This is a genomic window from Undibacterium sp. RuTC16W (genome assembly GCF_049339445.1).
GTDB lineage: Bacteria > Pseudomonadota > Gammaproteobacteria > Burkholderiales > Burkholderiaceae_D > Undibacterium.
The window spans coordinates 109,329-131,305 of record NZ_JBMPPE010000005.1; the positions used below are offsets into that span (position 1 = coordinate 109,329).

18 protein-coding genes are annotated in these 21,977 nt (G+C 47.2%); 10 read left to right on the top strand and 8 right to left on the bottom strand.

Annotated elements, in window-relative coordinates; all coding sequences use genetic code 11:
* Nucleotides 1-15 precede the first annotated feature (15 nt).
* The 3 genes from ACO0K4_RS11330 to ACO0K4_RS11340 all read right to left on the bottom strand — a co-directional run bounded on the left by ACO0K4_RS11330 (nucleotide 16) and on the right by ACO0K4_RS11340 (nucleotide 6,307).
* Entirely contained in the window at nucleotides 16-4,041 is a 4,026-nt protein-coding gene (locus ACO0K4_RS11330) for a Pls/PosA family non-ribosomal peptide synthetase (RefSeq protein ID WP_422956955.1), read from the bottom strand.
* A 237-nt stretch (nucleotides 4,042-4,278) separates the two neighbouring features.
* Nucleotides 4,279-5,640 (bottom strand): chromate efflux transporter, encoded by a 1,362-nt coding sequence (gene chrA, locus ACO0K4_RS11335; protein ID WP_422956731.1) that lies wholly within the window; start codon nucleotides 5,638-5,640, stop codon nucleotides 4,279-4,281.
* Nucleotides 5,641-5,659: 19 nt separating this feature from the next.
* On the bottom strand, nucleotides 5,660-6,307 hold the full coding sequence (locus ACO0K4_RS11340) for a DsbA family oxidoreductase (protein WP_422956732.1): 648 nt from the start codon (nucleotides 6,305-6,307) through the stop codon (nucleotides 5,660-5,662).
* 114 nt (nucleotides 6,308-6,421) lie between these two features.
* Between ACO0K4_RS11340 and ACO0K4_RS11345 the strand changes: the two genes are divergently transcribed.
* The 5 genes from ACO0K4_RS11345 (at nucleotide 6,422) to fumC (ending at nucleotide 10,535) form a co-directional block, all read left to right on the top strand.
* The gene (locus tag ACO0K4_RS11345) at nucleotides 6,422-6,895 is read left to right on the top strand and encodes a ProQ/FINO family protein (RefSeq protein WP_422956733.1); all 474 of its coding nucleotides are present in this window, start codon (nucleotides 6,422-6,424) and stop codon (nucleotides 6,893-6,895) included.
* 233 nt (nucleotides 6,896-7,128) lie between these two features.
* A complete protein-coding gene (locus ACO0K4_RS11350; protein WP_422956734.1) occupies nucleotides 7,129-8,253 on the top strand; it encodes a DUF2855 family protein in 1,125 nt (374 codons plus the stop codon).
* A gap of 2 nt (nucleotides 8,254-8,255) precedes the next feature.
* Nucleotides 8,256-8,516 (top strand): GIY-YIG nuclease family protein, encoded by a 261-nt coding sequence (locus ACO0K4_RS11355; RefSeq protein ID WP_422956735.1) that lies wholly within the window; start codon nucleotides 8,256-8,258, stop codon nucleotides 8,514-8,516.
* Complete coding sequence (locus ACO0K4_RS11360) at nucleotides 8,513-9,106, top strand: DUF938 domain-containing protein (protein ID WP_422956736.1); 594 nt, start codon at nucleotides 8,513-8,515, stop codon at nucleotides 9,104-9,106. The genes ACO0K4_RS11355 and ACO0K4_RS11360 overlap by 4 nt, the downstream gene beginning before the upstream one ends.
* Nucleotides 9,107-9,149: 43 nt before the next feature.
* Nucleotides 9,150-10,535, top strand: coding sequence for a class II fumarate hydratase (gene fumC / locus ACO0K4_RS11365; RefSeq protein ID WP_422956737.1), 1,386 nt, complete (start codon nucleotides 9,150-9,152; stop codon nucleotides 10,533-10,535).
* Between the two features lie 32 nt (nucleotides 10,536-10,567).
* On the opposite strand, the gene ACO0K4_RS11370 is transcribed toward fumC, so the two are convergent.
* The 3 genes from ACO0K4_RS11370 to ACO0K4_RS11380 all read right to left on the bottom strand — a co-directional run bounded on the left by ACO0K4_RS11370 (nucleotide 10,568) and on the right by ACO0K4_RS11380 (nucleotide 12,813).
* Nucleotides 10,568-10,759, bottom strand: a complete 192-nt coding sequence (locus tag ACO0K4_RS11370; protein ID WP_422956738.1) for a hypothetical protein — start codon at nucleotides 10,757-10,759, stop codon at nucleotides 10,568-10,570.
* Between the two features lie 90 nt (nucleotides 10,760-10,849).
* Nucleotides 10,850-11,392 carry a sterol desaturase family protein gene (locus ACO0K4_RS11375; RefSeq protein WP_422956739.1) on the bottom strand — a complete coding sequence of 181 codons (543 nt, stop codon included), beginning with the start codon at nucleotides 11,390-11,392 and terminating at the stop codon, nucleotides 10,850-10,852.
* Between the two features lie 296 nt (nucleotides 11,393-11,688).
* Nucleotides 11,689-12,813 carry an ABC transporter substrate-binding protein gene (locus ACO0K4_RS11380; protein ID WP_422956740.1) on the bottom strand — a complete coding sequence of 375 codons (1,125 nt, stop codon included), beginning with the start codon at nucleotides 12,811-12,813 and terminating at the stop codon, nucleotides 11,689-11,691.
* 545 nt (nucleotides 12,814-13,358) lie between these two features.
* On the opposite strand from ACO0K4_RS11380, the gene ACO0K4_RS11385 reads away from it, so the two are divergent.
* Both ACO0K4_RS11385 and ACO0K4_RS11390 read left to right on the top strand, forming a co-directional pair.
* Complete coding sequence (locus ACO0K4_RS11385; protein WP_422956741.1) at nucleotides 13,359-15,440, top strand: bifunctional 2',3'-cyclic-nucleotide 2'-phosphodiesterase/3'-nucleotidase; 2,082 nt, start codon at nucleotides 13,359-13,361, stop codon at nucleotides 15,438-15,440.
* Nucleotides 15,441-15,525: 85 nt separating this feature from the next.
* Nucleotides 15,526-16,266 carry a tetratricopeptide repeat protein gene (locus tag ACO0K4_RS11390; RefSeq protein WP_422956742.1) on the top strand — a complete coding sequence of 247 codons (741 nt, stop codon included), beginning with the start codon at nucleotides 15,526-15,528 and terminating at the stop codon, nucleotides 16,264-16,266.
* Between the two features lie 91 nt (nucleotides 16,267-16,357).
* On the opposite strand, the gene ACO0K4_RS11395 is transcribed toward ACO0K4_RS11390, so the two are convergent.
* Both ACO0K4_RS11395 and ACO0K4_RS11400 read right to left on the bottom strand, forming a co-directional pair.
* Nucleotides 16,358-18,364: a methyl-accepting chemotaxis protein gene (locus tag ACO0K4_RS11395; protein ID WP_422956743.1), complete on the bottom strand. Its 2,007-nt coding sequence runs from the start codon at nucleotides 18,362-18,364 to the stop codon at nucleotides 16,358-16,360.
* Between the two features lie 151 nt (nucleotides 18,365-18,515).
* The gene (locus ACO0K4_RS11400; protein WP_422956744.1) at nucleotides 18,516-18,731 is read right to left on the bottom strand and encodes a hypothetical protein; all 216 of its coding nucleotides are present in this window, start codon (nucleotides 18,729-18,731) and stop codon (nucleotides 18,516-18,518) included.
* 304 nt (nucleotides 18,732-19,035) lie between these two features.
* Here ACO0K4_RS11400 and dgoD point away from each other — a divergent pair, with 304 nt between their 5' ends.
* The 3 genes from dgoD to ACO0K4_RS11415 are packed head-to-tail and all read left to right on the top strand — an operon-like array spanning nucleotide 19,036 to nucleotide 21,850.
* Entirely contained in the window at nucleotides 19,036-20,184 is a 1,149-nt protein-coding gene (gene dgoD, locus ACO0K4_RS11405) for a galactonate dehydratase (protein WP_422956745.1), read from the top strand.
* Complete coding sequence (locus ACO0K4_RS11410) at nucleotides 20,178-21,200, top strand: 2-dehydro-3-deoxygalactonokinase (protein WP_422956746.1); 1,023 nt, start codon at nucleotides 20,178-20,180, stop codon at nucleotides 21,198-21,200. The genes dgoD and ACO0K4_RS11410 overlap by 7 nt, the downstream gene beginning before the upstream one ends.
* Nucleotides 21,197-21,850: a 2-dehydro-3-deoxy-6-phosphogalactonate aldolase gene (locus ACO0K4_RS11415; protein WP_422956747.1), complete on the top strand. Its 654-nt coding sequence runs from the start codon at nucleotides 21,197-21,199 to the stop codon at nucleotides 21,848-21,850. The genes ACO0K4_RS11410 and ACO0K4_RS11415 overlap by 4 nt, the downstream gene beginning before the upstream one ends.
* The last annotated feature ends 127 nt before the right edge of the window (nucleotides 21,851-21,977 follow it).

Sequence of the window (21,977 nt, forward strand, 5' to 3'; positions counted from 1 at the left end):
CTCTGGTGCGATGAGCTAGTTCGCGATTGCGGCAGGGCAACCGCGCCAGCTGGATTTGGCGGGAATGAATTCTCCCTTCATGACCAGCGTCAGAGCACCAAGCTGCGCATCATCACCGACAACCGCACTGTAAAGCACCGAACTCCGCGGCCCCATATAGACGCGCTCACCGATGATCACTTCATCGATCTTCATGACGCGATCTTCAAATAGATGGGTTTGCGGGCAACAAAGAGCGTTAATTTCGCTATAAGCACCGATGCTGGCACAATCAAATTCAGTAATATCTGTCGTATCAAGATAAACACCGCGTCCGATTTTACAACCCAGTAATCTGAATGCTAGTGGCAACCAAGGCGTGCCACGCAGATAACGCATGAAGTTAGGAACCGCGATACCTTCGTATAAATTCGTAATGCCTTCAGACAGCCAGACAAAGGATGTCCACATCGGGGCACTACTTTTTTTATAACGAAAAATGAAGACCCATTTCAGCACCAGAACAAAGGCAAAACTGCCAATGCCGTACCATAATCCGGCAATCGATAAGTAGTAAGCGACTTCGTCCCAGCGATCATCACCAGCCAGCGGCATGAGATCTAATACGATCGTATAACCAACGGCAATCACCATCGCATGCGGCGCAATAATTCTGAATGCTTCAATCAATCCGCGACCGAGCCTGCGCATAAAGGAGGGGTGGAAGGTGAGTTCTTCAGGGAAGCCTTTTACCTCCTCACGTGCCGGTAAATGCAGGGGCGGGGAACCCAGCCAAGTATCACCTTCATGCATCTGATTATTTTTTGGCGCACTGGTATGGACACCGATCAGTACATTCTCAGGCAGGATCGTGCCATCGGGAATGTAAGCGCCATTACCGACAAAGCTGCGTCGGGAAATGATGGTCGGTTGCATGCTCATCCAGCCGCCATCAATCTCCTCATCACCCAGCAACACAGCATCGGCAATAAACGTCTCATCGCCCAGCGTCAGCATATCCGGCACCACGCCGAGAGCCGTGGAGATTTCAGCGCCACGCCCGACCTTTGCGCCAAGTAAGCGATACCAGTAAGGCGCATAGACCGTGGCATATACACCGTGCAAGACGTTCAGACTGGATTCCTGAATCTGGTTCACCAGCCATTTACTGCAATAGGTATTGCCATGTACGGGATAACTACCAGGTTTTAATTTAGGCAAAATACTCCAGCGTATACCCGCGGACAGTAAGGCGGTACAGACAATCAATACCGCTGTAGCCGGAAACGCGAGAATGAAATATTTAACGAGTTGAAACGAGAGGCTCGTATTTTGCAACCAGGCTAAACCATCGATATTATCGATCCAGTCTATCGTAATAAAACTTGGAAATACTGGCAGGAAAAATAAGGCGGTAATGAGTAAACTACCCACAATAAAAAAGACGGCCTCACTAAAGAACCGCAGAGTTAAGACCTCAGGACGTGGTGGCTGCGATGCACGATCAAAGGCGCCCGCATCTGCAGCCGGTGAGCCGCGCCAGACTCTGTGAGCCGGGACTGATTGACCTTCGCTCAGTGCTGACTGCCCTTCAAGATGGGCAAATTCGCCAAGCGATGTGCCGCCTTCAAGCACAGAATAAGAGCCGACATAGGCTTCATTCGCGAGGGTAATTCGACCCAGGCGAAGCTCACCATGCTGCACCCTGGCGTTTTCAAAATTACAGGCGTTGCCGATACTGACACCATCACCAATCTGCAATAAATCCGGTGAGCGCAAGGTCATGGAGCCGATATTCACATCCTTGCCGATTTTGGCACCTAAAGCCCGCAGCCACCATGCATACATCGAGGAGCCGCTCAACATATACGTTGGCGCAGCCTCGACCAGACGGTCTGCCAGCCACCAGCGGTAATAGGTCACTCCCCATAACGGATATTGACCCGGTTTTAAGCGTCCTGCGATGAGCCATTTACCTGCGATGGCAATCGCAAATTCCAGCAAGGTCAACAACAGGAAGGCCGCAACCGATAAAAGCGTCGCACGCACAATCGAGTCGCCAGGCTCACCGGTAAAGAAGTGATAGGCAAAGAAGGGTGCCAGCCATTGCACCATCCGCATTGCAACCAGGAATGGAATCATCGCAGCCTGCGCGATACCACAAACCCAGCGCTTCACATCCGATGGTTGAGTCCAGGCGATATGGGTACTACTTGTCGTGATTGCACCAGCCAGCATGACGGCTGCAATCGCACCGATTTGTCTTGATTGATAGATGTCACTGATTTTGAAATAAGCAAAGCGGGCATCTGCACGCAACAAAGATACCAGGCGAGCTGCCATCAGAGAATGTCCGCCTAGTTCAGAGAAGAAATCTGCTTCACGACGTATCGCTTGGCCCGGAAATAACTTGGCTAATGCAGCGAATAAAACTTCCTCGGCTGGATTGTCGGGAATATCCGATTCTGCTGAATTGGCCGCTACGCTAAGGGGCGTTGCTTTCAAGGTTTTTCTATCGATTTTGCCTGAGGTGAGGCGCGGCATCTCGTTTAAAAACTCATAGCGCGTCGGCACCATATAGGATGGCAAGACTGCCAGCAACGCATGGCGTAAGTTCGCAATACTGATTTCTTTATGGAGCTCTTTGCTAGTCTCACTGACGATAAAGGCGATTAGCTGATCCACACCTTGTTCAGAGCGCAGAATAACGGCGACTGTACCAACACCTGGTTGTTGCGCCAGCACGGCTTCAATCTCACCTAACTCTACTCTGAAACCACGTATTTTCACCTGATCATCCGCACGTCCCAGACATTGTACAGAGCCGTCTTCACCGATACGGGCAAGATCGCCAGTGCGATACAGACGCGCATCGATATCTTGCTTAGCCCATGGATTATGGATGAATTTTTCGGCAGTTAAATCTGGTCTGCCCAGATAACCATTCGAGACGCCGGGACCAAAAATACATAGCTCACCGGTCTCGCCGCGAGGCAATAACCGGATACCTTTTTCAACGTCGGCATCAATGACGAGCAAACCATAATTGGGTAAAGGATGACCAATCGTCACTGGCTGATTTGCCTGTAGTATTGCCAAGCTCGCTGAAACGGTTGCTTCAGTCGGGCCATAGGTATTGAACATCTGTCGGCCAGGGTTAGACCATTTGGCGACAAGACTCTCCGGACACATCTCACCGCCGAGATTGATAATCCGCAAGCCAGGTACGTCAATGGCAAACAGGGCTAGTAAAGTGGGCACGGCATGCAATACCGTAACGCGATGATCAATCAGGGCTTGCGGTAACGCTTCCGGATCAACCGCCACCTCTTTGGGCGCAATCCATAAGCTTGCGCCAACCAGATAGCTTATCCAGATTTCTTCAAACGACATATCAAAGGCGACAGAAAATCCCTGATAAACGCGGTCATGTTGGGTAATGCCAAGCACCTGATTTTCGCTACGCAAAAAATGGCAGATGCTGCCTTGTGTAATCGAGATGCCTTTCGGCTTGCCGGTTGATCCTGAGGTGTAAATTACATACGCAGGATCATGGGGGCTGGTATTAGAACGTTGCTGCAATCCCGCTGGCGAGGCCTGAGATAATTGACCATCAGTCCAGACGGCACAGCTTAGCTCGCTAAGTTGTCTAGATTGCGTATCACTGGTGAGGATGCCAAATGCTTTTGCATCCTCAAGACAAACCGCAATCCTCTCAACGGGGACATCGATGTCAAATGGTAGCCATGCCGCGCCTGACTTTGCGATCCCGGCTTGCAATACCAGCAGTTCGATGCCGCGAGGCAGCCATAAACCCAGAATATGTCCCGGTTTTACACCTGCACTGATCAGATGTGAGGCGACAATATCAGCCCTGGCATTTAATTCACGATAGGTAACAAGCTCATTCGCAAACTGAAGCGCAACCTGATCGGGCGATCTGTGTGCTGTCGCCTCCAGCAAATCTGCCAGAGTTTCTTGACGAATTAATTCTGGTGCGTCGGTGCCGTAAAGAATGGCGGAATTAGGATCATTGTTAGGAATGGCGTTGACATTAATCATGTCAGATGCTTCTGTGATACGGTGCTCAGGCATAAATCGCAATGCAAAAATAAGGGTGAAGTAGTTTGAATTTTTATAAGCTTCTTATTGTGCAGTTTATCACTCGTCAGAGACAAAAACGTGACAATTTGTACGATTCTCTGAATGTGTGCACAGAGAGTTAATGCCCTTAATATTCGAGAGCCGCATGCCATCTGCGTTTCTACGAAGTGATCGCGGTCTGATGGCAAATCCGGCTTAAATAACATAGCGGATCAGTAAGCCCAGCAGGGCGCAGGCTGTAATGACATGAATAACGTTTTGCTTATATTTAAAGAGAGCAATCGCCGCCGCTAAAGCAATGAGTGCTGCAATCCAGTCAAAAGCGCCTTGGATTCCTTTTGGCCAAAGCACGTGATAACCGAAAAATATTGCTAGATTTAAGATCACACCAACTACCGCTGCTGTAATTGCGGTTAACGGCGCCGTGAGTTTTAAGTCATTGTGGGTTGACTCGATTAACGGACCACCAGCCAGAATGAAAATAAAAGAAGGTAAAAAAGTGAACCAGGTCACCAGACTGGCGCCCAGCACGCCTGCCAGAAAGGGGGATTCTGGTCCCAGTAACTGCTGCAGATAAGCGCCAATGAATCCCACATAAGCCACGATCATGATCAGTGGTCCCGGTGTCGTCTCACCCAAGGCCAGTCCGTCCATCATTTGCGTAGGGCTAAGCCAGCCATAGTGTTCTACTGCTCCTTGATAAACATAAGGCAAAACGGCATAGGCGCCGCCAAATGTCAGCAATGCAGCCTTGGTAAAGAGCCATGCCATTTGTGTGTAAGCATGTTCCCAACCTAATTGACTCCATAGCAAACCTATGGGCAGCAGCCATAAAATGGCACCCGCAAACAGGACTTGGGCCAGACGGAGCCAGCTAAATGTGGCGTGTGGCGGCGTTGGCGTATTGTCGTCAATCAGGGCTGACCCTAATTGTTGCCTGGGCGCAGCATGACCACCGCCAGTCTGAAAAAAATCAGGCAAGTATCTCCCACCCAGATAGCCAATGAGTGCCGCACTAATTATGATCAGTGGAAAAGGTGTGTTGAATCCGAAGATCGCAATAAAAGAAGTCGCAGCAATACCCCATAAAATTTTATTCTTCAAGGCGCGCGATCCTATCCTGTGTGCTGCCTGCAAGACAATCGCGGTTACAGCCGGTTTAATGCCATAAAACAAACCGGCGACCAGAGGTAAATTGCCAAACGCCACATAAATCCAGGACAAACCAATCAAAATGAAAAGCGATGGCAGTACAAATAAGACTCCTGCAACTACGCCACCCCATGTTCTATGCATCAGCCAGCCGATATAAGTAGCGAGCTGCTGAGCCTCGGGTCCAGGCAGCACCATGCAGTAATTTAAGGCATGCAAAAACCGCCGTTCACTAATCCAGCGGCGGTTTTCAACAAGCTCCTGGTGCATGATGGAGATCTGCCCGGCAGGACCGCCGAAGCTGATCAAACCGAGTTTCAGCCAGAATTTGAATGCATGCCAAAAACTCACAGGCAAAGGCAGATCAATTTCAATGGTATTCGCGGGTAGTTCAGGGGATTTCAACGATTAAGCTCCTTAATTTTTAAGCCATCGTCAGAATCTGACGTAATGCCCGCTCAAAAACGTCGGATGTCTGACCGCCAGAGATCAGATGTTTATCATTAATGATCACCGCAGGTACCGAATTGATGCCTTGCTGATGATAAAAATACTCCTGAGCACGGACATCACTGGCATAGAAGTCCGAGTTTAAGATGGCACGGGCACTGACGGTATCTAATCCGACTTTTTCTGCGATACGGATCAGCGTTTCGTGATCGCTGGGATTTTCTCCGTCGGTAAAATAAGCGCCGAATAAAGCATGCTTCAAAGCCGCTTGCTTGCCTTCGATTCCTGCCCAATGTAGCAGACGATGTGCATCAAAGGTGTTATAAATCCGGGCTCTTTTATCCATGCCGAAGGTAAAACCCTCTGCTGCGCCACGAGCACGAATCGCCTCCCGGTTGCGCGCCGATTGTTCCTCAGTTGCACCATATTTTTGCGCCAGATGCTCATTGATATCCTGCCCCTCGGCAGGCATTTGTGGATTAAGCTCAAAGGGCTGAAAGTGAATTTCGGCGGTGATTTCGCTGCCGAGTCTCGATATAGCGGTTTCCAGCGATTTAAGTCCGATAATGCACCAAGGGCAGGAAACGTCAGAAACAAAGTCAATTTTGATGTGTTTGCTCATAATTATTTGCTTAATTGAAGTGGATCAGCGACACATCATGGTTTGGATGTATCCCAATCGGTCTTACGCATGATATTCTGCGACCTGCAATAGTAACCATATCAGATTATTTTCATGACCACACCGAATAACACGGCAATTGAGACGCCAGTCAGCTCAACCGCGCCAGCAGCAACACCTAATCAACTTGCTCGCAAGCTTATCAAACAATTGCAAACAGATTTCTCTGTTTTTGATGAGCATTTGCCTCTGGCAATTGGTATAGATAAACAGTTGCAACAAAAAATGCCGGAGCTTGATCGTAAGATATTACGTATCGCTTTGGGTATTCATACGAATTCAGTTCGTTACTTGTTTAATGTATCTAAAGCGCAAAAACGTGTAGATCTTGAGGGTAAAGAAGTTGATGATGTCACTGAAGTACATCGTACTCACGCCGCTGGTATTTTGAAAGAGCGCTCCAAGAAAAATGCGGATGCGCGCAAAGCAAAGTTCCAGGCAGAAAAAATTCAAAAGCAAGAAGCGGAAGCAGCGCGTCAGCACCAGGATAAGCTGAACCAGCTCGCCGCTAAATTTGCCCGAAACTAAGTGATTGCGGATTTCCTTTTTTGAAATCGATATTGCCTCTCATATCCTCGTTGATATCAAGATAGGGGTATCAAGAATTTGCCAAATTAAATCGCCCATGTCTCCGCCCGGAGACATGGGCGATTTAATTTGGCATGTATTTCCACAGTTCTGATGTATTCATTACGATCAACGAAAAATTCGCTTAAGATTCAATTAACCTTAGACAAAAAAATTCTAAAACAGGAGATTCCATGACGATAGCTAGCCAACACTCATTTGCCAGACATGCTCTTGATTTTGTGGTTCGGAAAGATGATTTGCATCAGGTTGAATTTGTCGAATCCAGTGTACATGCCGGGTCGCCCCTTGAAGAGGGGCAGATACTGATTCGTATCGATCAATTTGCATTCACCTCGAACAACGTGACTTATGCAGCGTTTGGAGAAGCGATGCATTATTGGGATTTTTTCCCGGCAAAGGAAGGTTGGGGGCGTATCCCTGTATGGGGTTTTGGTGATGTTGTGCAATCGCGTAATGAATCGATACAAGTGGGGCAGCGTTACTACGGCTATTTTCCGATGTCGGATTATGTGCTGATGCAGCCAGACCGTATTAATGACAGCGGATTTGTTGATGCCGTAGCGCACAGGCAAGCCTTGCACCCTCTGTATAACCAATATCTGGCCACTGCGCATGATCCCGGTTATGTGGCTGCACGCGAACACGAGATTGCACTGTTACGGCCATTATTCATGACCTCTTTTATGATTGACGATTTTTTAGACGACAATCAATTCTTCGGCGCCCATACGGTCATTTTATCCAGCGCTTCCAGCAAAACAGCCTATGGATTAGCTTTTTTATTGGCTCAGCGGGGAGTGGAACAATGCGAAGTCATTGGTTTAACATCCCCTGGTAATGTCAAATTTACTGAAAGTCTGGGCTGTTATCACCGTGTGATTTCTTACGATCAGATCGACTCTTTATCAGCAGCGCTGCCTGTGGTCTACGTCGATATGTCTGGCAATGCCAAAGTGCGCAGTACACTGCATCATCATTTTCAAGATAATTTGGCCTACTCTTGTGCTGTAGGCGGTACTCACTGGGATCAGCGTGAAGGTGAGGGGAGATTGCCTGGCGCCAGACCGACATTATTCTTTGCACCGGCACAGATCAAGAAGCGTGCGGCGGAATGGGGCATGGCAGGAGTCATGTCGCGTTATACCGCTGCCTGGACAAAATTCCTTACGCCGCTGGCTGGCTGGATGAACATTACCCACGGTCACGGACCTCGCGCAATTGAGCAAGTCTATCTTGAGATGCTGGAAGGGCGCAGCCGTCCCGATCAAGGACATATCTTGTCGCTATCGGAATAACGTTGTCATGGTTTGTTTATCTGTTGGAATGCAATGACGGTAGTATTTATACCGGCATTGCTACCGATGTAGAAAAGCGTTATAGAGCGCATTGCATGGGTAAAGGCGCCCGCTATACAAAATCTCATCCGCCAACACAGATACTGGCAGTCTTCGAATACGAGAATCGTTCTGTAGCATCCAAGGCAGAGTATGCGATCAAGCAACTCACAGCGCAGCAAAAACGCGCACTGTGTCAAAAGGAACTGTCAGAACAGCTATGACGAAATTATTTTCACCGGCATGCGAGCGAAATGCAGCGCCCATCTTAAATGTATTAAAACCCTTACTAACGCAAAGTAAAAGCCTGCTTGAGATCGGCAGCGGAACGGGACAACATGCCGTGTATTTCGGTGCGCAAATGCCGCATCTCATTTGGCAGTGTAGCGATCGTATTGACTATCATCCTAGTATCCTGGCCTGGCAGGCAGAGACTGAGTTAGCTAACGTTAAACCTCCTTATACTCTCGATGTCGCAACATCGAGGTGGCCGGAACAGACATTTGATGCCGTGTTTACCGCAAACACTTGTCATATTATGGCCTGGCAAGAAGTCGAGATAATGTTTGCCCGCGTATCCCAGTTATTGAGCCAGGACGGCATGTTTTGTATCTACGGTCCGTTCAATTATGAGGGGCGCTTTACCAGCGAGAGTAATCAACAATTTGATGCTTCACTCAGGTCACAAGCTGACCATATGGGGATACGCGACAGTGAAAAAATTGACTCGTTGGCGAATCAATGTGGGCTATATCGTAAGCATGATTATGTAATGCCTGCGAATAACCGTTTGTTGGTTTTTGAGTTAAAGTAAAGCCATCCATTTCTGACATCGATTATCAAAAAAAGGACCTGCTATGACTGATCTTTACAGAATCGAGCATGATTCTTTTGGCGATATTCAGGTTCCGGAAATAGCATTGTGGGGCGCGCAAACACAGCGATCCTTATTGTATTTTGCGATTTCAACTGAGCTCATGCCACATCCCTTGTTAATGGCACTGGCGCTAGTCAAGCGCTCCTGTGCTTTAGCTAATCATGATTTAGGCTTACTCAGTGTCGATATGATGAAGGCGATAGTGCAGGCTGCGGACGAGGTAATAAATGGCGTCTATCCCGATGCTTTTCCTTTGTCTGTTTGGCAAACCGGCTCCGGTACCCAGACTAATATGAACATGAATGAAGTGCTGGCTAACCGTGCTTCCGAGTTATTAGGAGGAGTCAGAGGGATGAAGCGATTAGTGCATCCTAACGATCATGTGAACCTGGGACAGTCATCGAACGATATCTTTCCCTCAGCGATGCACGTTGCCGCCTGTAGTCAAATTATGGCGTTACTGTTGCCGTCTCTGCGTCGATTGCGTACGACGCTTGACGCAAAAGCAAAAGCCTTTGTCGATGTTATTAAGATTGGACGCACGCATTTGCAAGATGCAACGCCGCTAAGTCTGGGGCAAGAAATTTCTGGTTGGTGCGCTCAATTGCAGCAGGTAGAAGTTATGATTCAATCAAGCTTATCGGCACTTTGCGAGCTGGCAGCAGGTGGGACAGCGGTTGGAACCGGACTAAATACGCATCCAGAGTTCGGAACTCGTGTTGCTGCCGAATTAAAACAGGTAACGCAACTGGATTTTGTTGTGGCAAAAAATAGATTTTCTGCACTGGCATCGCATGATGCACTGGTTAACACACATGGCACGTTAAAAACCTTAGCGGTTGCGTTAATGAAAATTGCAAACGATGTACGCTGGCTGGCATCAGGTCCGCGTAGCGGTTTAGGGGAGTTGAGTATTCCCGAGAATGAGCCGGGTAGTTCTATCATGCCAGGCAAAGTCAATCCGACCCAATGTGAAGCGATGACAATGGTGTGCTGTCAGGTGATGGGCAATGATGTTGCATTGAGCATTGGCGGTTCAATGGGGAATTTTGAACTGAATGTATTTAAACCACTGATCATCCATAATGTTTTGCAAAGCGTTCGTCTGCTGACTGATATCATGACAAGTTTTGACTTGCACTGTGCTCGGGGCATCGAACCTAATACGGCGCGCATCAATAGTTTATTAACAGATTCTTTGATGCTGGTGACGGCGTTGAATCCACATATTGGCTATGATCGCTCAGCAGAGATCGCCAAATATGCACATCACCACGGCACAACACTAAAAGTAGCTGCAATTGCTCTTGGATATGTCAGTGCAGAGCAATTTGATGAATGGGTACGTCCTGAAGACATGATTTAATAAGTTATCTAGTTGTGAGTAAGTTTATCAATTCAGATGATCACTCGTGGAGGACGAATCATTAGCTCACTATACTCAACGACGGTATAAATTCGATTTAGTGTTGTGCCGTCGGCTAGTTCAAACCGAACTTCAACATCATCTGCTGACATTTTTTCGAGTTCATAAATACGATTAACAGCGACTAATTCAAAATGTTCGAGATAAGGTTTTTTATAGAACATGGCTGAATACTCCGAATTAATTTTTAAAGATGTAATCGCGTTAGGTCATTAACATAAATTTCAAAAGCAAATAATGACTGTCTAGAATGTTTATTTAGTACGGAACACCTGATCCCAAAAAGAGCTAGTAACGCCAAAATTGCCACGATGTGTTTTTTTACTGTGATGTATCGCATGGAAATAAATTCGATACTCAAGCCATGGGCTGCGGACATGCCAGTGATGAATAGCATGATGGGTAATGGTATAAGCAAGGTAACCGGTCAGCAGTCCAAATGTTAGTGCGCAAGCGCTCCAGATGTCGCTTAAAACGAGCATCGGTAAAAAAACCAATCCAATAATAAGTGCTGCGCTAATGATCGTTGGTGTACAGATCAGCGCATCTGGATGCTGGTGATGTTCCGCATGCCATTGGCGAAACGGCTTAAGTCCATGTAATACAAAGCGATGTAATACATATTCAATGAGAGTCCAGCTGATTATTCCCGATAGCACATAGCATGTCATTGATAACATTTGGTCTTGTGGTCCAAATGTTATAAGACAAATTGCCAGAATAACTGACGCGATCAGATAAAGCGCAAAATCAGCGCTATAAGCTATTTTGCTGTGCTCGAAACTAAAAATCCGCATGAGTATCCTTGTTGTAATCACTCGTCTGCTGGAGTGACCTTATTCATATTGATCAGAATAAGCAGTTGCCAAATTTGCGTCTGTACGATAGCGAACACTACATTAATTTCAAGGTGATAGAACGACAGAAACATCCATTAATATGATGGAAATGATGCGGAACCGCCTGAGATAAATGAGGAGCTCTCCATCGAGCTGTCATAAATCAGCGCTAGCATATACTCAGACATGTGAACACCTCCTTAGTACACTTTCAGCAGTCTTCGGGCTGCTTTTTTTGCGCATAATTCATAAATTTAAAAGGTTAGTCCACCACCTTTTTTGAATAAAGCCATATCAACAAAACTGGACATATGATGGGACGCATCAGAGGGTGTGATATTGATCCCGCCCAAATCAATATTGCCCTTCTGGCTGCTTAATATCTGCAATCCGTCGCGATTGGTTTTGGATACTTGTATCGCTTTAGCCAGGGTCTTTGCGACGATGAATCCTTCGAGAGTTAATGCAGATAGATCCTCGTCGCGGAATTTTTTCATCATTTTGCTATGGTCAATCTGAATAATCGACTTGTTGCCCGTCGGACTTGGCACGACTTGAGAAAATACACTCCATTCCAGGGCTTTTTGTCCGGCCAGTTCAGAGAGGGTTTCCAGATTGGTCAGGGACATCCCGGCGACGAAGATTCTCGGTGAATTTTTGCGGAATTCTCTTAAAAATAAGCCTGTGCTTAAGGTGTCAGCAATGGCAATTACGATATGCGGTGAATTTTTACTCATGGCCATCGCATCTCTTTCTATGTCTGCAGAAGAGCCTGTAATTTTCACGACGCCAGATAATTTCATATTTCTCTTACGGACTTCCTCGACAACATATTGATACATATTTTGATTCAAAGGAACATCCTGATAAGCGATACCGATATTTTTAATTCCTAACTTATCAAAGTAAGAAAAAATATATTGCATTTCTTGTTCTGGACTAGGGCGCCAGGACAATACGCGGGAACCGTAATTTTTTACAGCGCCAATTAATGGCGCAAATAAAATTTGACCACTATCTTTAAAGCTAGGATTCGCGACTACCGCATCGGTGACATCAACACCAATCCCGCCCAGCAAATATTGCACTTTATCTTTGTCGAGAAGTTCGGCTACGGCTTTTGCCGATGCAGATGGGTTGCCCTGGTCGTCACGGGCAATATATTTGATACGGCGACCATTAATACCTCCGGCGACATTCAGACTGTCAAAATAGGTCGTAATGCCAGCGACATAGTCGCGACCTATACTACCGTTGGGACCGGATAAATCAATCGCTTGCCCAATCACAATGGCACTCTCTCCGGCAAAAACCTGAGCTGAAAACATGATTGTCGTTACTGCAATGACGGCGGAAATTTTTTTGAAAAATGAAAACATGCTTGCTTGCCTCTAATTATTGCGATGTAGCAAGTTTGACACGGGATTATGACGTTGCAGTGACGCAATGCAGATCTTCATCAGACTATTTGTTCTGCCTTTGATCCAGGTCATCTTGTTGTCACGAAGAAGCTTTACTATGATTGTATCTGCTGTACATACAACCGATATGTGTGACGGCAGAGAGGTATGCGCTAGTCGACCATGAGATCGAAAAGTGCATACCGACTCTCCCATTCAATACATCTCTATCTTCAGTGCCATCAGATACCACGTGGCAGCCTTTCAGATAAGCCCGCGCTACTCCATGTGATCAATATCCGGCGATAAGCTAGATTATTTGCAGACAGTTGATTTAAATAAGCTGGCATTTTATTGACGCAATAACGTGATGTTCATTACAGAGTCTGTATCAACGTCATTGTCCCGACATAATTCATCACGATACTTGCGTCGCACTCAAATTTTGCTTAAATAAGCAATCGATTGCGCGGGAGTATTTGATAAAAAATAGCTCTCATCCATTTTCACTGACGAAAGAATGTATGCAAAAACTCCTTTGTTTAACGCCATTGATCGCAATCGCGATTGCCGGATGTGGTGACAGTTCGCCAGGCCTTGATCCTAACGCCATCCCAGAAGGTACCGTACTCAAAGTGGCCCTGTTAGAGACCACAGATATCCATCAAAATATTTTGAGCTATGACTATTACGGACTAAAGACAGATACCAGTCTTGGACTGGAAAGAACGGCATCTTTGATTAATGCTGCGCGGGTAGAAAATCCGAATAATGTCTTGCTCGATGATGGTGATGTGATTCAGGGAACCTTACTCGGCGACTATCAGGCAGTTGCATCGCCTGTTCCATGTAGTGGCACTTTGGCAGTGCATAAGGTGATGAACGCATTGAAATATGATGGTGCCGGTATCGGTAACCATGAATTCAATTACGGACTGAATTTTCTGAGTCAGATTACGAATACGGATTTTGCGGTGCCGGATGTGCAGAAGGGGACTAATTGTGGTGCGCCAGGCTTCCCGGTTGTCTTGTCTAATGTTGTCGGTGTTAGTAGTCAGAAGCCGATTTTTAATCCTTACTCGATTATTCCGAAACAATTTACAGCGACCAAACCGGATGGTTCGGCGATGAGCGTCAAGTTAAATGTCGGCATTATGGGATTCGTTCCTCCTCAAATCATGGACTGGGATCAAAAATACCTTGCAGGTAAAGTCATGGTCAATGGCGTGCAAGAGTCCGCGAACAAATATGTTCCGGAGTTGCGTGCTAAGGGAGCGGATCTGGTGGTTGCCTTGTCACATGGCGGTCTGGATGCTTCGCCTTATAGCCCAAAAATGGAAAACGGCAGTTTGCATTTATCGACTACGGGGATTGATGCACTGATGCTCGGACACTCCCATCTGATTTTTCCAAAAGCTAAAGAGGTCGGCGCGCCGGCAATCGATGCATCACTAGCCGCTTTACCCGCAACGCAAGTTGATACAGTCAAGGGAACTGTTAATGGTATTCCGGCTGTGATGGCTCAAAGCTGGGGACGTCGTCTCGGCATCATTCAGATGGTACTGAAATATCAGAGCGGCAAGTGGGTCGTTCAAAAAGATCTGACGAATGTCGAGGCTCGTGGATTTAAGTATAAAGATGGCACTACGATTGTCGATGCTGATCCATCGATTGCTCCATTGGTTGATACAGAACATAAAGCGACGTTGAGCTATGCGACTCAAGCATTAGGTACGACGACGGATTTTGAAATGTCGGCATATTTCTCCCTGGTTGGCGACGTGACCGCGATTCAGATTGTCAATCAAGCTCAGATTGATTATGTGAAAAATTTCATTGCCAATTCAACCGATGCGACGATCACCAGTTACAAATCGATTCCGGTGATTTCATGCAGCGCGCCGTTTAAGGCTGGACGTAATGGCCCGACTGATTTCACTGATGTTGCACCATCAGCGACTGTTGCTGCGCCTTTTGGCCTGCAAGTACGCAACCCGGGGGACCTATATTTATACGGCAATAACAATTTGCAAGCCGTAAAAATTAAAGGATCGGATCTGAAGAACTGGCTGGAAACAGCAGCAAAACAATTTGCCAAAATTGATCCTGCTAATGCCGCAGAGCAGGATCTGGTGCCGTCATATTCAACGATCTATAACTACGATGTGTTCTACGCAGAGAACAATGCCTTGAAATACCAGATTGATGTGACACAGACCGCTGGTAGCCGCATCGTTAATTTAACTTATGCCGGTAAACCGGTTGCTGATAGTGATGATTTTATTGTCGCTACGAATGATTATCGTGCTGGTGGTGGCGGGAATTTTCCCGGTATTGATGGCAGTAAAACGATTATCAAATCACCAGATGCAAATCAGGCCGTCGTGAGTAATTATCTGAAAAAACAAGGCAGAATTACTTTCGCTGCAAATGGTCTCGGACAAAGCTGGAGCTTCGTAAAAGTCACAACACAAGGCCCGGTTATTTTGAGATCTGCCCCTGGAAAATTCGCTGTTGCACAGACATTGGGACTCAGCCGGGTGAAATCGGAAGGGACCTTAGATGCCAGTGGATTTGCAAAATATGTGATCGATTTGAGTAAATAATGTTAGCGTGATCTGACGTAGTTGGAACCATCGTCGTGACGACAATCACTCCCGGACGCGGGAGTGATTTTTTAAAGGTATAAAAATGCAAATGACGAAGCTGGCGGCTTTCATCGTAACAGTGCTTATCGTACTGCCATCCTGCAGTCAAAAATTAGCGATCACACCCACGATTGCGGAAATTGAATCTGTCGGACTCACTGCTTTGCATGGGCAAGATACGGCCTCCATCCAGCAGTTATTGAAGTGGGCAGAGCATGGGAATAGTGTTGCTGAGCGCGAACTGGGGCTTGTATATGCATCGATTCCTCAAAAGCAGGCTGATGCAGCATATTGGCTGGAGCAGGGAGCAAAAGCCGGAGATCGCGAGGCTGAATTCGCTTTTGCTGAGGTTTTATACAAAGGCCGTCTATCTCTGCCGGCTGACCCTCAGCAAGCCTGGCATTGGTATGAACTGTCGGCGAATAAAGGTCATGCTAAAGCGAGTTTTATGCTGGCGAGAATGGCAAAGTATGGCGAAGGTGTGCCTAAGAATCATTCACGGTCTGTTGAATGGCTACAAAAGGCAAGCGATCAAGGAAATGCTCAGGCGATGTTCTTGCTATCCAATGCCTACGCTTCTGGCGAAGGTGTCCGTGCCGATCAAATAAAGTCCCGCGAATGGTTGGAACGCGCTGCTGAGGCCGATTATCCCGTGGCAATTCAGGCACTCGCAATGGAGCTTGATCACGGTGGACAGTACCACAACGACGACGCACTGCGCTCAAGACACCTCATTAAAGAGGCCTCAGATGAGCGGCTTTTACGGTGGAACAAATACCAGTAACGAGAGTAAATACCAGTAAATACCAGCCGCACAAATAATTATCAGCATTAACAATAATTAGTATAAAAAATGAAAAGACTACATGATTTACTTATGCGGCTTCCAGTAGTGCCTGATCAGATATTGCATTGATTGATCTTGCCTGTTGCAGCGAATTTTCAATAGACGCAATTTTGAAAACGGCAACCGCTTGTGCCAGCTTCAGCGCTTGTCCATGCATGCTTTCTGCTGCCGCAGCAGCCTGTTCTACTAAGGCGGCATTTTGTTGCGTCATCGTATCCATCTGAGTTAGGGCTGTATTGACTTGGCTTATGCCTTGCCTCTGCTGCGCACTTGCTTCAGTAATCTCGCGCATCGTGTCGGTAACAGCTTGAATTGAACTGACGATTTCTTGCATGGTTTCGCCTGCGGCATGTACTTGCTTGCTGCCGGTGCTTACTTGCTCAACCGAGGCGGTGATCAGGGTTTTAATTTCCTTCGCAGCGCTTGCTGAGCGCTGCGCGAGATTCCTTACTTCTGTAGCAACGACGGCAAAGCCCCGTCCCTGCTCACCAGCTCGGGCAGCTTCGACTGCCGCGTTCAAAGCCAAAATATTGGTTTGAAACGCGATGCCATCAATCACGCCAATGATGTCGTTGATTTTTTTTGACGAATGTTTAATCGCTCCCATCGTTGCGATGACAGCAGCTACTGCTGTGCCGCCGTTCCTGGCAATTGATGTCGCTAACAGAGCGTTGTCATTGGCATTCAGTGCGCTGTCCGCATTTTGTTTGACAGTACCGACTAATTCCTCCATCGAGGCAGAGGTTTCTTCCAGTGAACTTGCCTGTTGCTCTGTACGTGAGGACAGATCTGCATTGCCGTGAGCAATGTCTCTGGAGGCATGAGCAATCGACTCAGTTCCCGAGCGGATATCGACGACTAGTCGAGCAAGACCCGCTCTCATCTTATCAAAGGAGTTGAGTAGTAAAGAGATTTCATCCGATCCATGTGAGGTCACTGACAGACTCAGATCGCCGGCAGTAATACGGGATACGGCATTGTCTAGTTTTTTTAGTTCGGCTGAGAACGACAGATAAAATCCTGCCAGCAAATAAGCAGCAAAAATCAGGATTGAGCTGATGATGAGGATCATCAAATTTCTACGAAATAAGTCTTTGTTTAAGCGCTCCGCTAACGTCGTATCAAGTAAATCACTTGCCGATCTGGCATAGGAAAATAAAGCGTCAGCACCTGCAATTCCAGCATGTAAAAACTCTGTTCCGCTAGTTTGATTCACGGTATTCAATACTTCATTTTTTGTACGTTCTAAAAATTCGAGATTTTTTGTAATCGCACCTTGTTCAGAAAACAGTTTATTTTTGAAACCTGGGTTTTCTCGATACATTGCCTCAAGTTGTGCTGGAATACGTCCCAGATCACGCTTGGCTAACATCACGTCGGCACTGATTAGCAGATCTTCATTGGCATCTAATAACGCAGTATCAATGTAGGCAGCGCCGCGACCGGATATGTCGGAAATGCCTTCTCCAATTTCCGGCAGCGTTTTTGCAAACATGCTGATCAGATAATAGGTATCCACTTTGGGATCAAGTGTGAGATTCGAGCGATCAGCAATTTGTGCATTGAGTTGGTAGATCTGGTTAATCAGCGCAGTATGTTCTGCGTAATTTTCTTTTGCTTTGTTAATGACTAACCGTTGAGTTAGCGCAAACCAGCCCTGCTTGAGTGTCTCTACATTACTCTTTATGCCAAGTTCTGGTTGCTGCTCTAGTATTTTGGTGAGGCTATCCAGCTTTCTTGCAATTTCTTGCTGCTTTTTCTGTGCGACTTCTTTTGACGGCACATTACCTGCCGAAGCAAAATGATAGATGGCTCTATGCTGCTGAACTAGCTGCAATAAATCCTGGGATTCGCGCATCTGCTGTACACCGATACGCTCAAGCTGAGTGATCGAGATGGATTTGTTCAGTTCATTGACGAGCAAGGCTGCAAGCAGCAGAGCGGGTATTGAAAATAAAGCCGCAACGATGAGAAATTTTGGAACCAGTAGCAAGCGCTGCATCGCATAAATGGCTGGTGAGAAAACGGCTTTCATTTGAGCTCCCATGAGGAATGTTTTGCATGACAGCAGAAACATGTTATTGCGTCGCAGCAATAATGCTCTTTTTAGATGACAGCTTAATGAATTACCTTACTAGAAATTCCTCGCTACCAAAGTGCTAAAGAAATTAGTGAGATCGAGACGATTACATTCGACGTTGATTCGCATCTGACAGAACGCGTTTGCTGACTGTCGGCGATACACCTTCCGCTTGCAAATATTCCAGCGCACAAAGTGTCCCGAACGTGGATTGCAGAGAGATCCCCTGATTGACGATACCCTCAGTGATCCTGTCTTTGCGCAAAATGCCAAATCTTAGTTCAGTGCGGTTTTGCTGATGGGGGTGTTGCATCATGGACATGAAATCTCTCCTTGTAAAACAGGGCTAGAAAATCTGGTGCGAACCTCATTATGGCGCATTACCTGGTTTTTTTCTTCTTTAAAAATGAGCTTATTGTGTCCTCTTCTTGCGATGTCGGTTGATGGAGGAGTGCAAAAATTTTGGTGTTACTGAGTAGGGTGTTTTTGTCACTTTTACACACCGTAATCTGACGCTTGCTGTCAGTAAGCTATGCCAAATTGGTATATTTTTAGTGATTTAATTCATATTTATGATCTAGCTTGACGGCATACACTCGTGGCTCTAATTACTATCTCATTTCGCCATGAAGATCACCAAACTGACTACCTATAGAGTGCCTCCTCGCTGGATGTTGCTAAAAATTGAGACAGATGCCGGCGTTGTTGGCTGGGGGGAGCCAGTGATCGAGGGTAGGGCCAAGACAGTAGAAACCGCAGTGCAAGAGTTTGCCCCTTATTTAATCGGACAAGATCCTTCCCGCATTAATGATTTGTGGCAAGTGATGTACCGAGGTGGTTTTTATCGCGGCGGAGCGATACTGATGAGTGCCATGGCAGGCATCGATCAGGCCCTGTGGGATATCAAGGGCAAAGTCCTTGGTGTGCCGGTATATGAGTTGCTGGGCGGCTTGGTGCGTGACCGGATGAAAACCTACAGCTGGGTCGGCGGCGATCGTCCTGCTGATGTGATTGCCGATATCCGTCGCTTGCGTGAGGCTGGTTTCGATACCTTTAAAATGAACGGCACTGAGGAATTTGGCATCATCGATAGTGCCGCAGCGGTAGATGCCGCCGTTGGACGTATTGCTGAAATTCGTAGTGCTTTCGGTAATGAGATTGAGTTTGGGATTGATTTTCATGGTCGTGTGGCAGCACCGATGGCGAAAGTATTGCTGCGTGCTCTGGAACCCTACCGTCCTCTGTTTGTAGAAGAGCCTGTATTGGCAGAGCAAGCGGAATATTATCCGCGTCTTGCAGAATCGACGTCTATTCCTCTGGCCGCAGGTGAGCGTATGTATTCGCGCTTTGAGTTTAAACGCGTATTCCAAGAGGGCGGCATTTCGATTGTTCAGCCTGATCTATCGCATGCTGGCGGGATCACTGAATGCTACAAAATCGCAGCGATGGCCGAGGCATATGACATTGCACTGGCGCCGCATTGTCCGCTCGGTCCGGTTGCGCTGGCGTCGTGTTTGCAGGTCGATTTTGTTTCTCATAACGCTGTCCTGCAAGAACAGAGTATGGGGATCCACTACAATCGCGACGCTGAATTGCTGGACTATGTTTTAAACCGGGAAGATTTTCGCATCACCGACGGCTATATTGCGCCGCTGCCCAAGCCTGGTCTGGGTGTGGTTATTGATGAAGAAAAAGTGATTGCAGCAAACCTCAATGCACCGGACTGGCGTAATCCTTTATGGCGTCATGCGGACGGGAGTGTTGCGGAATGGTAGCCGGGTCAAATGATCCGGTTCATGCGGATACGTATATTGGTGTGATCGGAATAGATTGGGGTAGTACCGGCCTTCGTGTCTTTTTGATGGGAGCCGGTGGCGAGGTGCTGGCCACCCGGACTGCCAGCCACGGAATCTCCGCAATAACGGCGTCACCGCGGGCGTATGCAGCAGCCTTGCGCAAACTGGCAGGTGACTGGCTTGATATGTGGCCAAATGCGCCTGTACTTGCTTGCGGTATGGTCGGTAGTCAGCATGGCTGGCAAGAGGTGCCGTATATAACTTGCCCGGCTAGCGCAGAACAAATTGCCCGTGGTGCCGCCCGGGTCGTGAATTCAGACAGTTCACATAATCAAAGTTTATGGATTATGCCCGGATTGCTGCATAGTCCTGAGGCCGCTGCTCCCGATGTGATGCGCGGGGAAGAAACACAAATCATTGGTGCCTTACAGTCTCGCACTGGATGGAGCGAACGCGCTTGCATTGTGATGCCTGGCACTCATTCCAAATGGGCACACATCAGCAATGCTCAGGTTCTTGGATTTGCAACCCACATGACTGGTGAGCTATTCGCTCTCTTACGCCAGCATTCGGTGCTGGGACGTCTCATGCCCTCCAATGACAATCATATTCCCGATAATGCAGCTTTCATCTCAGGTATTGATGTGGCCAAAAATCTTGGATATGAGGGATTAAGCCATCAACTGTTTGCGGTTCGTAGTCTCGGACTGGTGGGGAAAATGCCTGCTACCGGACTGGCGGATTATTTGTCCGGCCTGTTGATCGGACATGAATTGAATGCCGGACTACATTGGCGGACAAAGGCTGGCTTAAACGATGCAGCGCTGATCTTGGTTGGTGAGCTTTCTTTATGTCAGCGTTATCAGCAGGCGCTGGAGCGTTTTGATGTCAAAGCAGATGTTGTATTACCGAATACGGCACCTGCCGGGCTATGGCATCTCGCGTCTGTAGCAGGCTTGCTTGCAACCCCAACATCCCAACAGGACTCGATATGACGATTGCTAAGACAACATTGGCAACACTGGACAGTGCTTTTAAAAAATTACCCTTAATCGCTATTTTGCGCGGCGTGCAGACCCATGAAGTGAAAGAGATTGCCTGGTCTCTATATGAAGAAGGCTTCCGACTGATCGAAGTGCCGTTAAATTCTCCGGATGCCTTAGCGTCGATCGCAGAACTTAGTCGCTGTATGCCAGAGGATGCGTTGATCGGTGCAGGAACCGTTTTGAGTAGCCAATCGGTAATCGATGTGCAGCAAGCAGGAGGGCGTTTAATTGTTATGCCACATGCTGACGTACAAGTGATTGCCGCAGCTAAACGGGCGGGGATGTATTGCGTGCCTGGTGCTGTGACGCCCACAGAAATATTTGCCGCTTTACAGGCGGGTGCTGACGCGATCAAGCTTTTTCCTGCCGAACTGATTGCACCTCACATTGTTAAGGCGATGCGTGCGGTATTGCCCGCATCGCTCAAGTTGCTCCCTGTTGGTGGAGTGAATCCTTTCAATATGAAGGCGTATCTGGCCGCGGGTGCTGCGGGCTTCGGTTTGGGAGGTGCTTTATATGCACCAGGTGCCAATGCTGCCACTGTTGCTGCTAATGCCCGCGCATTTGTTCAGTCATTTCAGTCCATTCAATCCACTTAAAGTGCCTATGAAAGTGCCGATATTGCGTTGCTTGTATTGGATAGAGTGGCATGTAATCAGAACCGTGATCTATAAAAAATAGCAAAAAAATAACTGGATACATAGGCGTGTTCTTAAAAAAGGCTTA